Here is an 18,950-nt window from a genome sequence, read left to right as displayed (position 1 = left end):
TGCTTCAAGCCTCGTCGCCTGCTTCTGATTCGCCCGCGATTCTCCATCGAAAATGGGCGAGGAGCGGCGAAGCTTTGGTCGCTGAACGGCGGGTAGATCTGAATCAGCATTGCGCGAATGAATTATTTTGAAAATCGGTGTCGGGCAGCGTGGCGAAATGGCGGGTGTCAGGTTGAGGACTTACCCGACCGTCAATCGAGAACCACACATGAAAGATCAAGACTCCGAGCTTCCATCCGATGAGACGATGGATCCAAGCCCCACGCGAAAACCCCGGTTTCATTTCTGGCGCTGCTTCTGGCTGACGTTTCTTGTTGTTTCACTCGGCTATGCTTGGCATTGCTTCTACGTTCCCGCGAACGAGATCGCTTGGGCGAAAGACTACGCTTCGGCGAAGCGGCAAGCAGCTAAGGCCGACAAACCGATCCTTCTCTCTTTCACTGCCAACTGGTGCGTTCCCTGCCGCGTCATGAAGCGTCAAGTTTGGGCTGATCCCCAGGTGATGCAATTGGTCAATGCGGAGTTCGTTCCAGTAGCGATCGACGTGGGCGATCCCAAAAACGCAGAAGTCATGGACGCCTACAACATTCAAGGTCCGCCGGTCACCATCGTTTGCAACTCACAAGGGCAGGCGTTGGATTGGCGAGCAGGAGGCATCAGCCAACCGGTCATCCTCGAATTGCTTGATTCGTCGCATTCGCTGAGCGGTGGTTTCGAAGCCACTCAACATGTAGCCGACTCAGGCCCTTGAGTCGGCCCAACTCGTCGATTAACCAGAACCTCTGGTTCCAAGTCGAATGGGACGACCACGAAGAGGACCACGCCTCTTCTTTGTCGACTGAGGGCCTCAGTCGACCACGCGAGTCGCATCCTCTCGATCTCTGCTCGGAAAGATAGCAAAGCCCAAGCCATCGCGAGATTTTGTCTCTTGAGCAGAATTGGGTTTGGTCGAACCGCCCCGTTCAACGAAGCAGATGCTACGACTTCAGCAACCGATCGATCATCGCGATCAGTTTTTGGCTGTCGAGTGGCTTGGTAGTGTAGTCAGTGCAGCCGGCTGCCAAGCATTCATCACGATCACTCTTCATCGCATTCGCGGTCAACGCAATGACGGGCAGTTCACAACCTCGACGACGCAGCTCGGCCGTGGCATCGTACCCGTCTAAGACCGGCATCTGCATGTCCATCACGATCAAGTCGATCTCAGCCTTCGGCTCGGCAAAGATGGTGTCGATGGCTTCTTGACCATTGGTGGCTGTGACAACGGTCCCGCCGGCTTTCTCGATGAAGTGCTGAGCGAGATAGCGGATATCGCGACGGTCATCGACCACCAAGATATTGGCGGAGAGTCGAATTTCCTCTTTGATCTTTTCAGCCGAAACATCGATCAACAAGTTTGGTTCCACCAGCCGTCCCGACGATACCGCTTCGATCGTTAAAGTGAATTTGCTGCCCTTGCCATAGGTGCTTTCGACCGAGACATCCCCGCCCAACGCGTGTGCTAGACGGCGACAGATTGCCAGTCCCAATCCGGTCCCACCAAAGGATCGCGTCGATGTGCTGTCCGCTTGCACAAACGGTTCAAACAACGACGCTTGATCTTCTGGTTTGATTCCGATTCCGGTGTCGACAATTTGAAAGATCAATCGGCAAGTGCCCGCGACCGGCGATTGCAACTTCGATGGATCTGATTGATCAATCTCTGCAGCACGCTTCCCGGGGCCGTCATAGCCCACCAGAATTTTGACTTCACCTGAGTCCGTGAATTTGATCGCGTTGCCGACCAAGTTCAAAAGGATTTGCCGCAGTCGAACCGCATCGGTTTCGATCAGATCCGGGATCGGACCGTCAAATTCGATCTTCAGTGGCAGATGCTTTTCAGACGCTCGGACATCCATCAACGAGCGGACCTCCGCCAGCAAACCATCGGGCCGAACTCGATCGGTTTCCAGCTGCATCTTGCCCGAATCAATCTTGGACAGATCCAAGATGTCGTTGATGATGTTCAACAAGAAGTTCCCGTTCCGGCGGATCGTTTCGACCACCTGAATGTTGTCGGGATCCCTCAAGTGATCCTTCAGAATATCCGCGTGGCCGAGAATGGCCGCCATCGGAGTTCGAATCTCGTGCGACATGTTGGCCAGAAATTCGCCTCGCGATCGGTTCGCATTCTCCGCAATCACCTTGGCTTGTTCGAGCGACTGCTCAAACGCCTTTCGATCATCCACGTCGATGACGTATCCGGTGTAGCCGACAAAGACACCATCAGAATCGAATCGAGGCCGCCCCACATCGACAGCCCATCGGTAGGTCCCATCGGCCATTCGCAATCGGTACTCCGACAGGACCGCCTGGCGAGCGTTCGCGGCGGTCAAGAATTCCTCGCCGACACGTGCGTGGTCGTCGGGATGAGTCGCATTTGTCCACCCCAGTCCCATGCCCTCTTCTGGAGTCTGTCCGGTCGTGTCGTACCAGTTTTTGGACAGGAACGTGCACATGTGGTTCTCGTCGGTCACCCAAAGCATCGCGGGCGACGCATCCGCAATCTCACGAAAGTACCGCTCACTTTCGCGAAGCAGATCCACCGACAGCTGACGTTGCGTGTTGTTATAGAAATGACAAACCACACCATGACGGTTGTCCGGCAACACGATTCGCTCGATCGACCAATCGTAGGCTTCGGTCTCGTTGGTATCGACTCGCTGTTCCACCAACGGTGGCGCAACGTAGGGCTCGCCGGTTTCGAGCGTGTGACGAAACACTCGAATCGCTTCCTCGGCGAAATCATTGGGCCAAATCGTTCGCATGACATCTTCAAATGGTTTGCCAATCAATGGCTCCGCGTTGACAAACACGCTTCGTGCTCCGGCACTGACGTAACGCATACGAAAATCTGCATCGACAACGTACAAACCTTGCGGGTTGTCAGTGATCAATCGCTGAAACGTTTCATGTGACTGACGCAGTTCCATTTCGGCGGTTTTGCGTTCGGTGATGTCCCACTGCAATCCCGTGTAACGAAGCGTCTTGCCGGATTTCCCCTTGACGGGCTCTCCGACGGCCACCAACCATCGCTCGCCAAGTTTGGGGTGATTGATTCGAAACTCACTTCGGAAAGGAGCGTTCTGCTCGATCGCATCGGACCAGTGATTCGCGATCTGTTCGCGTTCCGATTCCACAATCGATCCGAACATGGCTGACTCACTCGGCTGGACGTTTTTTCCGAACCCATGCAAACGACGAAAAGCTTCGGACCAATAGACGTGCGTCTTGCTCCATTCCCAAGCCGCCATGCCGCCAGCCTGAATCGCCATGTCCAATCGGCGAGCTTCTCGGCGAAGACTCGTCTGAGCTCGATCTTTTTCCAGCAGCAAATCTCGCACTTCGAACTGCCGCATGCGGTCTCGCAATTTGGCCCGTACCGTGTTGATGAAGACCGCGATCCGCAACGGACGATTGATCAACGTGACGTGTTCCAGCGAGAGAACTCGTTTCAATAGTTTTGAATCGGGATCACCGGCTTGAAGAAGCACCAGAATCGGCACCTCGGACCACTTGGGTTGTCGATCAAGCGATGTTTTCAAATACGCGATGGCCGCATCGGTCAGGTGTTCCTGAGCGATCAATGCGATGCCGGCTCCTTCAAGGATTGTGTTGGCGAATCCCTCGATCGTTTCGCAGCAACAAACCGCAACGTCGTTCTCCGCCAGAATCTTGGCACACAGCTTGGCGTCCTGCTGCGTTGGCGCAAACGCGACGACTCGTTGATTGTTGCCGTCTTGATCAGGGTTTGGTTTCCCCAACTCATCCTCAATCGCTGCTTTTCGTAAAGACTCCATCAGCTCGGCCGACCTTCCCTGTCGATCAACGAATCGTTTTCGCCTTTGAACTCAGGAACCCCCGTCAGAATGCCACGGAACTTCGTCAGCGGAGGACCAATCTCGACACCCTGATCACTGAGTTTGAATTCGCGAATCGTGCGTTCATGCCGTCCGGTGCGTTTCTTGATGACCGAGATCGCTTGCCGAATTTGTCCCTCCGCTTCGAAATAGCGAAACAGCACCACGGAATCGGCCAAGTAACTGGTGTCGACCGGCGTTCCCATCGTTTGCCCCAGCATGCCGTGCTGAGCGACAACGACCAACGTGAGAATGCCACGTTTACCGAGGTACTGAAGCATTTCATGCATTTGGATGATGAGAAACTTCTCGTGAGGCATCGCATTCAAGTAACCATTGACGCTGTCAATCGCAACGATCCCGACTCGGCGGCCTTGTTCATCGGGTTGAACCGAGTCGCGTACCAAACAAGCAAACTCACTGGGGGTGATTTCGCCGGGAATCAAGTTGATGATTTGGATCAACCCCTCGTCGACACGCTGTTGCAGATTGAACCCGAGTCCTTTGGCACGAACAAACAACGACTGCGTGCTTTCCTCGAACTGAAACAACACCGCTCGTTCATTTCGATCGGCCGCCGCAATCGCGAATTGCAACGCCATGGATGATTTTCCAACGCCGGCAGGTCCTAGCAACAACGCACTGGTTCCCGCGTTCAATCCGCCACCGAGCAACTCATCAAATTCTTTGTTACCGCTATCCACCAAGTGCGTTTCGACAGTCTCGGTGGGTTGGTCGGATGCTTCTCGCGGAAAGACCTTCAATCCACCACGAACGATCCTTAGGTCATGGGCACCACCGATGAAGCTGGTGCCGCGATGTTTCAAGATCCGCAGCCGACGCCTTTCGCCACCGTAGTCCGACAACAGATGCTCCAGCCGAATGACCCCATGAGCGATGCTTTGCAAATGCTGATCGTCCAGCCCGGAATAGTCGTCCAGCAAAAGGACCGTGCAGCCTCGGCCAACAAAGAATTGCTTGAGGGCAAGAATTTGTCGGCGGTATCGCAATGAACCTTGCGATAACAAACGCATCTCGGACAGTGAGTCAAAAACGACCCGAGTGGGCTGCAACTCTTTGACGCGTTCCAAGACACCGTCGACCGTGGTGCTGAGTTCGATTTCAGATGGCTCGAACATCGTGTACTGCAAACGCGAATCTTCGGTCGCCTTGGTATCGATCAATTCGTAGATGTCAATGTTATCCAAAGACCAACCATGCGACGTCGCGACACCCTCGAGCTCCTGCTTGGTTTCCGAGAGCGTGACATACAGTCCGGTTTCTCCGTTGCGAATACCTTCCAGCAGAAACTGCAATGCAAGTGTCGTCTTGCCGGTGCCTGGCATCCCTTCGACAAGGTACAACCGATCCGCGGTCAGTCCGCCGTGCAGGATATCATCCAGTGGCGGGTTGCCGGTGCTGATTTTCGGTAACGGGTTGTGCATCGTCATGTCGTCAATTGCCTTTGCGTTCAACCGCGTCTGAATTCGACTGTGTGAATTGGGCGATCAATCCAATCATTCGATTCGCGTCGATCGGTTTTGAAAGATAGTCGTTGCATCCCGCTTCCAAGCATTCGTTCATGTCACCCTGCATGGCATCGGCGGTGAGCGCAATGATCCATCCTGAATAACCCATCCTACGAAGCGTCCGAGCGGTTTCGTATCCATCCAGGTTGGGCATTTGCATGTCCAGAAGGATCAAATCCGGACAGTCGTCATTGTTCAGCCGGTCCGTCATGTAATCAACCGCGAGTTGTCCGTCCTCGCACTCGTCAACCGTTGCCCCGGCTTTGGTCAGCAACGCTCGGCTGAGGAAACGGATGTCATGGCGGTCGTCGACAACCAGCACATGGCAACGTAACGGTTTCTCAACGCCCGCCAACCGGTTGACGCCAGTTCCCAGCGATCCATCGGCGTATTTGGACGATGTTTCGTCGTGATCGGCATCAAATGTGTGCGAATAGTCTACCATCGCGACATCGGCCAAATCACCGACCGCGACCGACACGGTGAATGTGCTGCCAACGCCTTCCGTGCTGCTGGCAATGATCGTTCCGCCAAGCATCTCGGTCAGCCGTTTGCTGATCGCCAACCCCAAACCGGTTCCTCCAAAGGTCCGCGTCACACTGGCATCGCCTTGCGAGAACGGTTTGAACAAACGTTTCTGTTGTTCGTCGCTCATCCCAATTCCAGTGTCGACGATGTCGATGTGCAACAACTTGTTGAATCGAACTCGGATTTGCACCCAGCCTTTCTGCGTGAACTTGATCGCATTGCCGACCAAGTTGATCAGGATCTGCTTCAATCGCTTCCCATCGGATTCGATCGTTTTGGGCAGCAAACCGATGTACTGAACGTCCAACGAAAGCCCACCTTCTTTCGCACGCACCTCCATGATGCTGCGGACGTCTTCGATCAAACGGGCGGGCTCGAACTTTTCGTGATTGACTTCTAATTTGCCGGCTTCGATCTTCGACAAATCCAATATGTCGTTGATGATTTCGAGAAGGTAGTCGCCGTTCCGCCGGATCGTCTCCAAATGCTCAATGGCTTGCGGGTCCTCGATCATGTCCCGAACCAAATCGGCATAACCCAAGATCGCCGTCATCGGTGTGCGAATCTCGTGCGACATGTTCGCGACGAATGCACTCTTGGATTGGCTCGCCGCTTCGGCAACCGCGCGGGCTTGTTCGAGTTCGAGCTGCGATTCAGCTCGCTCGATGCGCAGGTAAACCATCTCGGTCAGGTTGTCTAAGAAACGAACCTCATCGTCACGCCATCGATACGGTTTGTCTTTGGTGATGAACAACGTTCGATGCAAAACCTTCGTCGCTTCGAAGGAACCCTGGGTCACCGCCGCGATTCCCAAGTCCGCAAATTGCTGAACTTTTTCCGAGCTTCGACCTGATTGGCTGATGTCATCGATTCGGACCGGTTTGCCCGATTCGATTTCTCGCATCTCATGGTCGTTCAGAAAGTCTCTGATTTGATGAGTCCCGACGATTGGCGATAGATGTTCGTCGTGCGACTCGTGGAACACTTCCGTGGTCTGAGCGTCCAGTCGGATGTAAGCCAAGTAGCAACGTGATGCGGAAAAGTGTTTTCGAATCCGCTGCGTCGCCAGTTGCATGATCGCTTCCGGGTCTGTCAACTCGCTGAGTTGTTCCAACAACTCCGAACGAACTCGTGCTTTGACTTGCCGTCGCAGATCAGCAGTCACGTCCATCGTGACACCGAAGAAGTCCGCGATGCCGCCGTTCCCGTCGGCAACCACTTGTCCGATCGCGCGAATCCAGCGTTGATTCCCAGACGGCAAATCAATCGTGTACTCTTCCCGATAGCTCGAGAAGGTCTTCATCGCATTGGTGATCGATGCAACCACCCGATCGCGATGGTTCGGTGTGATTCGCTGGGCAAAGTCGTCCAGCGTGACATCCTGCTCATCGTCGAAACCCCACATCCGCCTGAGCGGCACGTCGAGAATCAAACGCTGTTCGCTATGGTCCCAACCCCACGCGGCAATGCCAGCGAACGCCAACGACTTGTCCAGCCGAGCAGCAGCACGTTTGAGTTCGACTTCGTGAGCCTTCTGAACCGTTGTGTCGCGAACCTCAATCACCGTCGAGACAGGTTTGCCGTCCTCAAAGATCGGACTCGCCGCACATACAACGGAAAACGAACTGCCATCTTTTCGAAAGAACAGATCTTCATGAGCGCGAACGGAAAAGTCCTCCGGAAGTGCCCGGTCGATCGGACACTCTGACATCGGATATGGACGCCCATCGGGATAGTGATGGTGAATCAAATCGTGAAGCGGCGCCGATCGGATCTCTTCTGAATCGAAACCAGTCATGTCAAGCAACGCCTGGTTGCAATAGATCACATGACCGGTGGCATCCATCATCACCAAACCCTGAGTCGAATTCTCAGCGATCGTGCGAACAAGTCGCTCGCTTTTGCGCAGCTCGACTTCCGCCCGATGACGGTCTCGGATGTCGGTCCCGGATGGGATCAGGAACTCGACTTCACCTTCGTCGTTGATCACCGGTGCGATCATGAAATCGATGCGAACACCTTCCTCGCCGTACGCAAACAACGACACGTCAAACCGAACCACTTCGCCGGCAAACGCTCGCTGCATCGCCTCTCTCACCCGGGCGGCAACCCTCGGGTCATACGTCCACCAAGGCGCTTCGGCAAAGTGTTTTCCAATCACATCTTGGCGAGCAACTTTGGCGATTTCCAAACTTCGGTCATCGACCTCAACAAGTATGCCATCGCGATCGATCACGCCAACCAAACCAAGTTGGTGATTGATGACGCGCCGCAGATGAGCTTCTCGCTCGGCGGCTTCCGATTGTCGAGCCGTTTTCGGCTGACCGGCCGATTCCGACAAACTGGCCTGCTTTGATTGATGCGTCCCGGGGTCATCGATGGCGGAGCTCATCAATACCCAGCAATCAATCGAGCCTTCCGGTTGACGCTGAGGCACACCCTGAACTTGCACACCAATGAACGCCCCATCATGCCGCCGCAGTCGAAACTCGACGGATACACCGCCATCACGACGCGAATCTTTCAGGGCGTCGGCCACTGATCGCTGATCCTCGGGATGCACGGTGTCGAGCCAACGCGTGCTCGCCAACTGGTCGATGGTTTGGCCTGTGAAAGCACGCCAACTGGGCGAATCTTCAATGAACTTGCCATCGCAATCAGCGATCCAAACAATTCGCGATGACGCTTCCGCCAACAACCTGAACGCTTCTTGGCCTGCCACAGACGCTCCCACGCCAACAATCAGAGGAGAATCCGGGTCCGTCATTCGTACAACGCTCGTTCATTTCCGACATTACGCCTGCATAACCGCCTATGCAAAACTTGTTCAGCGTCCATTCATGGTGCGTAAATTGAAGCCGCCCCTCGAGATGACGTCAATGCAATCGCTCGACGATTACGCGATATCCCTGTCGCATTGTAAAGAAACTTTCGCGACGAACGGCATCAGCACCCGCTACCGATGAGCAGACGCTGTTTGAGCGAGCACAATGGATTGCCTCAAAGCGAATCGATGCGTTCTGCGAGCGTACTCGACCAACCTCGGCAACGATTGAGCCGCGTACAAAAGCAAGCCAGCGAGCAGAACTGCGTGCATCCCGCCACTGTTGACGTTTCAGTTGGTGACGTTGGTTGCAATCGAGGTGGATCTCAACAAGTTTTGCCCGGTAATGCGGCTCTTTGTTCAATCGCCACATCAAAACAACAAGGTAACAACGAACGACGCGATGTCCAACTCTATCGGTCACAAGTCGCCCCATAACACCTCAACCATTCAATCTCCATGAGTGCGAATCAAAGAAGAGAGACCGCAACCAATTGGTGTTTTAAGTGTGCAATGTCGGAGATCGACGACGTCAAGTTGTCAGACCACCACAAACGCTCATTCTGAAACCTGCCCGGCAAGCATCGGCGGCCAAACCAACGCTACTTGCCCATACCGCGAAACAACCCACCGCAGCCAGTCGCAAAAGGACATAAGAGGGCCGCGGAACTTCATTGTTTGTCAGTTGGACTATCGATAGCTTTCATTAAGAGTCCTCAGTCATCGGCATCTGTCGAAGGTCATTCGACCTAACAATGGAAGACACGAAAGTTTGCACGGTCTTATCAAGCCCCTCGCTTTTTCCCCCATGCTTATTCGTCGTTCAGAAATTGGATGACTGCTATTCATTGAGCGTATTCAAACAGGGGATCGTTATGACGTACTAAAGGCAACGACGTGGTTTCACATTGGTTGAACTCCTCGTCGTCATCGCAATTATCGGCGTACTCGTCGGATTGCTTCTTCCCGCGGTGCAAGCTGCCCGCGAAGCCGCACGGCGAATGAGTTGCAGCAACAACTTCAAGCAAATGGGTTTGGCGATTCACAATTACCATTCCGCTTTCAACCAAATGCCCACTCATGGTGCTGGAACCAATCCGGAGCCGCCGGACGCCTGGTTCAGAACATCAACCACAGGCAACCGAGTGCGTTTGAGTGCTTTGGTTCCGATGTTGCCTTACATCGAACAGCAAGGTTTGTGGGAACAGATTTCGAACCCCAGCACGCAACGAACCGATGGTGGCGTTCAATCGCCACCGTGGCCAGCAATGGGACCAACCCCAGATCAAATTCAATACACGCCATGGGTCAATGAGATCCCAACCTTCCGTTGCCCGAGTGATCCCGGCCGTGGTTTACCCGCGCTGGGACGAACCAACTACGGTGCGTGCCTGGGTGATTCGATTTGGCAATTGCACTTCGGTCCTTACAACAACAACCGGACAGCAATCACCAACGGTCGCGCACGGCAAGCCCGCGCGGCACACCGTGGGTTCTTCATGCCTTTGCAAGACTCCAAGTTTCGCGACACGCTCGATGGTCTCTCCAATACCATCGCGATGGGCGAGATGATCACGGCTTTGCAAGATGGCGACAAACGAGGCAACAGCGTTGCAACCAATGGCGGCAACTCGGGTCCGTTTGGTTTGGCGGCACTGCGTCGCAATCCCAACATCTGCACGGACAATGGCTACGTCGATCCAGAGCGGCCGCAATTTTGGCTGCCGGAGTGGCAACAACAAAACCGCCGCAACTTTGCACGTGGCCATCGCTGGGCTGACTATTTGCCGCTCATGTCCGGGGTAACGACCATCCTTCCACCCAACCGGGAAGCATGTGGTCGCTTCAACGCCCTGGGAACGACGTTGGTCGCAACGGTCTCCAGCCGGCACCAAGGCGGTGCACATGTTCTGATGGGTGACGGAGCCGTTCGGTTTGTCACCGATTCGATCGAAGCCGGAAATTCCAACGCCGAAAACATTTGGCAAAACAATGTGCCGGGCTCGGCGAGTCCCTACGGGTTGTGGGGTGCTCTCGGAACACGTGCTTCCAAAGAAACAACGGAAGAGTTTTAACAACCGATCGATGTAAACTCGCTTCTGCCCATCAAGATTGAAGTGATGGGCGGAAACATCATTTCTAAAACAACAAACTCAGACGAGAAACCAACGATGACTTCAGTTTTAAAATGCTTTCTTGTGATGATGGTTGCTTGTGTCCTGTCAGGATGCGGCGGGTCGGACCAGAACGCACTCGCCACCGAAGGCGCCACCGCGGACGATCTGGCCAAGTACGAAGCCGAGCTGGCGGCGACCAATTCGGACGCGGGCTACGACGAATCCGTGCCCGCCGAATAGCGAGCTAAGGATCGAGATCATCGTCTGCGATTGATTCCAGACGATGTTTTCGGCGGTAGTGACCTGGAGGAACCCCGGTCAGTTTCTTAAAGAACTTCGCCATGTGCTCGTCATAGTTGAATCCGGTGAGCCTGGCGATTTTCTTCAGCGGTTGAGAAGTGGTCTCGAGCAACTCTTTGATTCGAGCCAAACGAATTGACGCGATCAGATCCGATGGCGATTGATCCAAATAGGTTCTCATCCGACGTTCGAGTGATCGTCTGGACATCGGCACCGCATCGGCAACATCCTGCACCGACACCCCACGGCAAGCGTTTTCGCGAATGAACCGGTAGGCCTTGATGAATTCGGCGTCATCCACCGGTATCGAATCAGTCGAACCACGCACGACGATTCGCCGAGCCGGAACCCAGGTGAGCTCGGCCGGAACGATCTCACCCGACATCATCCGGTCCAGCATCGCTGCCGCTTCGTACCCGATTTTCTGCGTATTAGGTTCGACGCTCGTCAGCGGTGGAGAGCACAAAGGACAAATCACATCGTCATTGTCGACTCCAACCACAGCGATTTCATCGGGAACATGAATATTGCATTCGTGGCACGCATTCAATAACTGCTGCGCTCGGATGTCGTTGCAAGCCAATACGCCAACGGGTTTGGCAAGTGATTTGAGCCATCGTCCCAAACCGACTTCGTCAAGCATCCCGCTTTGCTCGGCATCAAACGTCGTCGCATGAACGGGACCGGGTGACTCATAGGCAACAACATCATGCCCCAGTGAACGGACATACTTTCGCATTTCAGTGAGCCGACGGTCGGAGTAGTTTGCTCCCCCAAAACCGCAGAAACCAAATTGTGTGTACCCACGATCTCGCAGATGGTCGACGGCGAGCCTCACGACCGACGCTGGATCGGTATCAAAGCCAGGAATCTTTCCCGCTGATCGCCAACATCTGAGATCAATGACCGGAAGCCCCAAGTCCTGAATGGCTCGAATCATCTTTGGCGTCTCAGCCCGAACGAGCACACCGTCACCCTGCCACCGCGAAAGCCAAGAAGGTGGATCCGCGTTGATCGTCATTTCCTGGTGTCGGAGCGACCAATCACCCTGGTCCTGCGCGTAAGCAGCAATCCCACGCAAGAGTCCTCGACCATAGGCGCGAGAGGACTCGATGAGCAGTGCGACACACTTCGTATCCGATGCGCCTGTCGCCATGAGTGTCGCACATGTTCCAGTAAAAGACGCAAAGTGAAAGGTACAACGCCACTAACACAGCACTTCGGGCCACTATACTGCCTGTTTGCCGCTGTCGCAAACAATCAGGAGCCTCGAAACCGCTCCCAAAACCGAGATGCAAACCCAAACGATCACGAAGCGTTCCGACGAAGATGGCTTGTCAAAAGTCCAAGAGAAACTGATCCAGTGACCTGCAAAGCAAAGCTGAACTCGTTCCGATTCTGCCTCCTGATCCTGTTGGCGATCTCGATGACAGAGGGTGATTGTTGCGCCGCCGAACCTTCGGCCGATTTCTATGTCTCGCTCGAAGGTCGTGACAACTGGTCCGGCACGCTTGCGGAACCAAACGATTCCCAATCCGACGGACCATTCGCAACACTTACGAGAGCTCGCGACGCGATTCGAAGCTCGGGCGAGAACCGTGCTGGCGATGTCCTTGTCCTGATTCGCGGCGGCACGTATCGACTGGCGAAAACGGTGGACTTCGGACTGGAGGATTCCGGTCACCCTGGTTCGACCGTCACTTATGCGGCTTACCCGGGCGAGACCCCCGTGTTCAGTTCCGGACAAGCAATCACGGATTGGAAACCAGTCACAACGGCCCCACCCGGTCTGCCTGAAAAAGCCTTCGACAAGGTCAAGGTCGCGAATGTCTCCGGCCGATTCCACACACTCTTCGATGCGGAGGGCATGCTGCCGCGAGCCCGATCGCGAGGATTCATTCCTCTGAAAGGTGGCAGTCGCAACGAGCTGCACTTTCCGGCTGGTCGCCTGAAGAACTGGCCCAACGTCGAAGACATCGAAATCGTCGTTCGTCCGCATCATGCGTGGATTGTGAACATCCTGCCGCTGAAGTCAGTGGATGAACAAAAGCAGATCGCCCGAACGTCGATCGACGCGACCTATGCGATGAACCCGCTTCACTTCCTCAAAACAACCAATTCATGCTGGGTAGAAAATGCCCTGGAGGAACTCGATGAGCCAGGCGAATGGGCTCTGAACACCCAAACCGGCAAACTCTATCTTTGGCCGCGAAACGATTCGCCAATCTTGGCACCAACGCTAAAGGAATTAATCCGCATCGAAGGCAAGATTGACAAGGAAGGGCCTCGCGACATTCCAGTGACAAACCTCTGCTTGCGTGGTCTGACTTTCACGCACGGCGAAAGATTCAGCATCGCTCCCGACGACGCGGGATTGCAGCACGACTGGGACATGCACGACAAAGCCAACGCGCTGGTCCGGTTGCGGGGAACAGAACGTTGCACGATCCAGCAGTGCCACTTTGCTCACAGCGGTGGATCCGCGATTCGTGTCGACCTGCATGGGCGATACAACGTGATTGACAGCAACGTGATCGAGCACATGGGAGGTGCTGGCGTTCTATTGTGCGGTTACGGCCCGGGCACCAAAGATGTGAATGGTGGAAACGTCATCTTCAACAACCACATCCACCACACTGGTCGCATCCATTCGCACTCGCCGGGGATCATGCTTTGGCAGAGCAGCGAAAATCGTGTCGCGAACAACCTTGTCCACAACACTCCCTACACCGGAATCATTCTCTCCGGTTGCATGACGGATTTCTTCCGCCGTCAAGGCAGAGAACTCGGACGAACCATTCGCCGGCACGAGATCGGATCCCTGCCGAAGAACCCGAAACAGGAAGACGTGCTTCCCTACCTGCACACGCGCGGCAACCAGATCGAACGCAACGAGATCCACCACGCGATGGAGATGCTCGGCGACGGCAACGCGATCTACATTCGCGGAGCAGGTTCAGGGAACGTGATTCGCCGCAACTACATTCATCACCTCGTTGCTCCGATGATCATGCAAGCCGCGATTCGCACTGACGGCGGACAACGCGACACGCTGATTGCTGAGAACCTGATCTACAAGTGCACGTCCCAAGGCATCCTGATGAAGTTGAACACGCGTGTTGAGAACAACATCGTGGCCGACATCATCGCTCCGCCTCGAGGTTATTACCTCTCGGTTCGCGAAGGCCCGCTCACCGGAGCAACGATCCAGCGGAACATTTTCTACTCCTCGTCAGACGTCTGCACGTTCATCGATGAGTTGCCTCCTGGCAAAGGCAGAACCAGTGAGGATCGGCGAGGCAGGGCCTTGGCTCGATCCAAAGACGCCGACACCGATCACAACATCTACTATTGCGCCAGCGACCCTGCCTTGGGCGAGCAGATGTTAGAAAAGCAAAGGCGAGACGGGGTCGACACGCAAAGCTTGGCCGTCGATCCGTTGTTTGTGGATCCCGCCAATGGCGACTTCCGACTGAGCCTGGATTCCCCGGCACTACGTTTAGGCTTTGCGGGTTGGGACCATACAAAGGCCGGGCTGATCAAAGAAGACTCCTCCGAACATCTCCAAGAACCTCTTCAATGAACCCTCCTATGAATCACTACCTTGCTCTCATCCTCGGCGTCCTGTTCGCTTGCGGAACGTTTGGCATCCCCGCGTCCGCTCAACAAAACGAACGCACCGAGACGAACAACGCCAAAACATCACCCAACATCGTCTTCCTGTTCGCGGACGACCAATCCACCTACTCCGTTGGCTGCTATGGGAACCAAGACGTCCTGACACCCAGCATGGACCAACTCGCTCGCGATGGCGTGCTGTTTGACAAGCACTACAACACCACGGCAATCTGCATGGCCAGCCGGGCCAATGTGTTTACAGGCATGTACGAATACAAAACTGGCTGCAATTTCGAACACGGAAACATGCGTCAAGAAGTTTGGGCCAAGTCATATCCGGTTCTCCTGCGCGAGGCAGGTTATCTCACCGCATTCGCGGGCAAGTTTGGACTGGTCGTGGACGGCAAAGGTTTGTGCGAAGACGACTTTGATTTTTGGGGCGGCGGTCCGGGCCAAACGAACTACGCGACCGCCAAAAATGAGTCGATGCGGAAGTATGCCAAACAGTATCCCCACTCCACGCTTTCTTACGCAGCCTTCGGGAAAGACGTCATCCGCGAAGCGACGAAACAAGACCAACCGTTCTGTTTGTCGATCAGCTTCAAAGCACCCCACAAACCGGCGACGCCGGACCCACGCTTTGATCATGTTTACGCAGGAAAACAATTCACCAAACCGTTGAACTTTGGACGCGAATACAGCAAGCACCTGGCGCCGCAAAGCAAACTCGGTCGGCAATACCCTCGGTTCAGCGAGTGGAAATACGACACCGATTACGACGATGAAATGGCCAAGTACCACCAACAGGTTTACGCGATCGATGTCGCTCTCGGGATGATTCGCGACGAACTGAAAGCCCAAGGCATCTCCGACAACACCGTGGTGATCTACACCAGCGACAACGGGTACATCTGCGGGTCACATGGCTACGGCTCCAAGGTGTTGCCAATGGAAGAGTCGTCTCGCGTGCCGCTGATCATCTACGACCCTCGCAGTCCACTCAACGGCCAGCAACACCGCTGCAACGAGCTGACCGGCAACATCGATTTCGCGCCAACGATTTTGGAATTCGCGGGTCTGCCGGCCCCATCCAACATGGATGGCAAAAGCCTGATCAAACTGCTGCGTTCACCAGAGCAGGACGGACACGAACAAATGTCATTCATCAACGTGTTCGGCCCACTGCCGACTCACAGCCTGACATGTCTGACGAAACGCTACAAATACACGTACTGGTGGTACGGCGACGATCAGATGCAACCCACCGAAGAACTGTTTGACACGCAAAACGACCCACTGGAACTGGTCAATTTGGCCAGCGATTCGGAAAGCTCCGCTGTCTTAGAAACCATGCGGACGCGATACGACGAAGAGGTCGCGAAATGGAAGCAGCAAGCCGTCAATTACAACGACTACCAACGCTACGGCACGCTGTTCGATCGTACGATCTCGATGGATGACAAACAGCCGTTTCTCAAACGACAAGCGAAACGAAAGAGCAAATAGACAAACGTAGGCAGCCCGCTCTTCCCATCACCCCAATGAGATGCCACGCCGTGATTCGACACCAACCCCTTCTCCCGCTCTTGCTCATCGGCAGCTACCTGTTCGTGGCAACGCCGCCTGCAAGTGCCACAACACCGGACGCTGAACAAGCGACCGCATCCGAACCGGACCGCGATCGCGAATCACTTGGTCGTGCGACGCGTTTGCTGCAGAAGTTCGACGAGAACGACAACAGCGTTTGGGACCGAACCGAAAACACACGTGCGTGGAATCGTTATCGCAAACTCGACACGGACCAGAACGGCAAGCTGACGATCGACGAACTCCGGCGTGACCGAACCGGATACCTGGAGACCGGCGGAGAACGCAAACTCGATCTGGTGTACAAGACCGTCGACAAGAAGGAGTTGCTGCTCGACCTCTATTATCCCACTCAACACGATGCCAGTTTCCCTTGCCCATTGATCGTTTACACCCACGGTGGCGGATGGGCCGCGGGCAGCAAACAAGGTGCGGCCAATGGTTCATTCAAAGTTGTGTTCCAGCAACTGCTTGATCACGGGTTCGCCGTGGCTTCGGTGAACTATCGGCTTTGCAAACCAAACACCGGCGTCATGATGCGGGACTGCGTCATCGACTCAAAGGACGCGGCGCGTTATTTGGCCAAGCACAGCGAAACGCTTCGACTGGATGCAACGAAGTTCTTCGTCATGGGCGATTCGGCGGGCGGTCAGATCGCTCAGATGCTGTTGCTGACATCGCCCGAAACGCTGCCAGGCGACAAGGAATTGGCGGCCACGCCTTACACGATGCTGGCAGGGGTTTCGTGGTACGGCCCGAGTGATTTCGAGAAGACCGAACTGTTCAATCACGACGACCGAGCCGACTTCCGCGATCGATTTGGACCTCGCATTCTGGGTTCAAATTCGTCCCCCGCAAACAAACTGGAACTCTACCGAGAGATGAGCCCGGTCAATTACCTGCGAGCGGACAGTCATCCACTTCTGATGATCCAAGGTGACAAGGACACGACCATCCCAGTCAAACACGCTCACCACATGAAACAAAAAGCGGATGCGATCAAAGCCCCCGTCGAAGTCATGATCATTCGAAATGCGGGGCACAATTGGCGGCAAGTCGACGCCGAGATCGATCCATCACGAGATGCCATCGTCGACCGAACCGTGCAGTTTTTCCTCGACAACCTCCCGCACTGATTGCGCCAACATGAAGACGACCTCTGCGATTTCGATAGCTTCATTGTTCGTTTGCATGCTGGCCACGCAGCCATTTGCGATGGCGGATGCGAACGCTGCTGATGCGGCCCGTCCCAACTTTGTGGTGTTCGTCGCCGATGACATGGGCTGGGGTGACTCCCACACCTACGGCCACGAACTGATTCAAACGCCCAATCTGGATCGATTGGCGTCTCAGGGAGTGAAGTTCACCCAGTGTTATTCCGCCTGCGGTGTTTGCTCGCCTTCGCGTTCTGCGATTCTGACGGGACGAACTCCGTATCGAAACGGCGTCTACCGACACTTGTCGGGAAACCACGAAGCACATCTGCGTGCCAGCGAGATCACGTTTCCAGAGTTGTTGAAAGAAGTGGGGTATGAAACATGCCACGTTGGAAAATGGCATTTGCTCTCGAGGCAACAGTTCAACAATCCGGAGTTCCCTCATCCGGGCGAGCACGGATTCGATCACTGGATGTGCACGCAGAACAACGCCAGTCCAAGCCATCAAAACCCAGACAACTTTGTTCGCAACGGCGAACCCGTCGGGCAGCTCGAAGGCTACTCAGCTCAGTTGGTTGCCTCGGAAGCGGCACGCTGGTTGAAAGACATCCATGATCCGTCCAAACCGTTCGCGATGACGGTGTGGGTGCATGAGCCGCATTCACCCATCGCAACCGATTCGCGTTTTCAATCCTTGTACAACGGACACGAAAACAGCAAGTACATGGGCAACATCACCCAAATGGATCACGCGTTGGGCATGGTGATGGATGCCTTGGACGCTCAAGAGGTCACCGACAACACGCTGCTGTTCTTCACTTCCGACAACGGTCCCGTGCCAGCCTTCGGCGGATCGTCAGGCGGACTGCGAGGCAACAAACGCAGCGACCACGAAGGTGGCATCCGCGTCCCGGGTGTCGCTCGTTGGCCAGGGCACATTCAACCCGGAACGATCAGCGACACCCCGGTGATCGGCACCGACGTTTTCGCGACGGTGTTGGACATCGCCGGCATCCCGCTGCCAACGGATCGCACGATCGACGGCGTCAGCATGCTGCCTGCCTTCGAAGGCAAACCCGTTGAACGATCAACGCCGTTGTTTTGGAGAACTCACGTTTCACCTCCCGAGGACCGCGTCGCACTTCGCATCGGGGATTGGAAATTGGTCGGCGACGAAACGCTGACGAAGTTTCAACTGTACGAGATCCAGAAAGACTGGAAGGAAGAACACGACTTGGCAGCCGCCATGCCGGAAAAAACAAAAGAAATGAAAGACCAACTGATGAAGGTCTGGCGAGACATCGAAACTGAGGGTCCCGATCACTGGTGGAAGAACGAACGACAGAAACCGGCTCGCGGTGGAACAGTGAATTATTGAGTCGTCCGAAACA

At 54.9% G+C, this 18,950-nt stretch carries 10 protein-coding genes and 1 pseudogene; 7 read left to right on the top strand and 4 right to left on the bottom strand.

Translation table 11 applies throughout. The annotated features are described in order from the left end of the window. Positions 1 to 208: 208 nt before the first annotated feature. Positions 209 to 751 (top strand): thioredoxin family protein, encoded by a 543-nt coding sequence (locus RB_RS27370; protein WP_164922618.1) that lies wholly within the window; start codon positions 209 to 211, stop codon positions 749 to 751. Positions 752 to 977: 226 nt separating this feature from the next. Here RB_RS27370 and RB_RS27365 read toward each other — a convergent pair whose 3' ends face one another. The 3 genes from RB_RS27365 to RB_RS27355 are packed head-to-tail and all read right to left on the bottom strand — an operon-like array spanning position 978 to position 8,723. Further along, positions 978 to 3,839 (bottom strand): PAS domain S-box protein, encoded by a 2,862-nt coding sequence (locus RB_RS27365; RefSeq protein WP_011124086.1) that lies wholly within the window; start codon positions 3,837 to 3,839, stop codon positions 978 to 980. Continuing rightward, positions 3,839 to 5,350, bottom strand: coding sequence for an ATPase domain-containing protein (locus tag RB_RS27360; RefSeq protein WP_007334840.1), 1,512 nt, complete (start codon positions 5,348 to 5,350; stop codon positions 3,839 to 3,841). Before RB_RS27360 ends, RB_RS27365 begins: the two co-directional genes overlap by 1 nt. 4 nt (positions 5,351 to 5,354) lie before the next feature. Next, the gene (locus RB_RS27355; protein WP_011124084.1) at positions 5,355 to 8,723 is read right to left on the bottom strand and encodes a PAS domain S-box protein; all 3,369 of its coding nucleotides are present in this window, start codon (positions 8,721 to 8,723) and stop codon (positions 5,355 to 5,357) included. 944 nt (positions 8,724 to 9,667) lie between these two features. Here RB_RS27355 and RB_RS27350 point away from each other — a divergent pair. Both RB_RS27350 and RB_RS27345 read left to right on the top strand, forming a co-directional pair. Next, positions 9,668 to 10,855 (top strand): annotated as a pseudogene (locus RB_RS27350) (DUF1559 family PulG-like putative transporter); the annotation flags it as partial. Positions 10,856 to 10,951: 96 nt separating this feature from the next. Then, on the top strand, positions 10,952 to 11,137 hold the full coding sequence (locus RB_RS27345) for a hypothetical protein (RefSeq protein ID WP_052028875.1): 186 nt from the start codon (positions 10,952 to 10,954) through the stop codon (positions 11,135 to 11,137). Positions 11,138 to 11,141: 4 nt separating this feature from the next. Here RB_RS27345 and RB_RS27340 read toward each other — a convergent pair whose 3' ends face one another. After that, the gene (locus RB_RS27340; RefSeq protein WP_011124078.1) at positions 11,142 to 12,353 is read right to left on the bottom strand and encodes an AraC family transcriptional regulator; all 1,212 of its coding nucleotides are present in this window, start codon (positions 12,351 to 12,353) and stop codon (positions 11,142 to 11,144) included. A gap of 207 nt (positions 12,354 to 12,560) precedes the next feature. Here RB_RS27340 and RB_RS27335 point away from each other — a divergent pair, with 207 nt between their 5' ends. The 4 genes from RB_RS27335 to RB_RS27320 all read left to right on the top strand — a co-directional run bounded on the left by RB_RS27335 (position 12,561) and on the right by RB_RS27320 (position 18,937). Then, on the top strand, positions 12,561 to 14,780 hold the full coding sequence (locus tag RB_RS27335) for a right-handed parallel beta-helix repeat-containing protein (RefSeq protein WP_164922617.1): 2,220 nt from the start codon (positions 12,561 to 12,563) through the stop codon (positions 14,778 to 14,780). 8 nt (positions 14,781 to 14,788) lie between these two features. Then, positions 14,789 to 16,321, top strand: coding sequence for a sulfatase family protein (locus RB_RS27330; protein ID WP_164922615.1), 1,533 nt, complete (start codon positions 14,789 to 14,791; stop codon positions 16,319 to 16,321). A gap of 80 nt (positions 16,322 to 16,401) precedes the next feature. After that, on the top strand, positions 16,402 to 17,538 hold the full coding sequence (locus RB_RS27325; protein WP_164923074.1) for an alpha/beta hydrolase fold domain-containing protein: 1,137 nt from the start codon (positions 16,402 to 16,404) through the stop codon (positions 17,536 to 17,538). A 10-nt stretch (positions 17,539 to 17,548) separates the two neighbouring features. Then, the gene (locus RB_RS27320; protein WP_164922613.1) at positions 17,549 to 18,937 is read left to right on the top strand and encodes a sulfatase-like hydrolase/transferase; all 1,389 of its coding nucleotides are present in this window, start codon (positions 17,549 to 17,551) and stop codon (positions 18,935 to 18,937) included. The last annotated feature ends 13 nt before the right edge of the window (positions 18,938 to 18,950 follow it).

Origin of the sequence: Rhodopirellula baltica SH 1 (assembly GCF_000196115.1) — a bacterium.
GTDB classification, from domain to species: domain Bacteria; phylum Planctomycetota; class Planctomycetia; order Pirellulales; family Pirellulaceae; genus Rhodopirellula; species Rhodopirellula baltica.
This window is presented reverse-complemented; position numbering and strand designations above follow the sequence as displayed.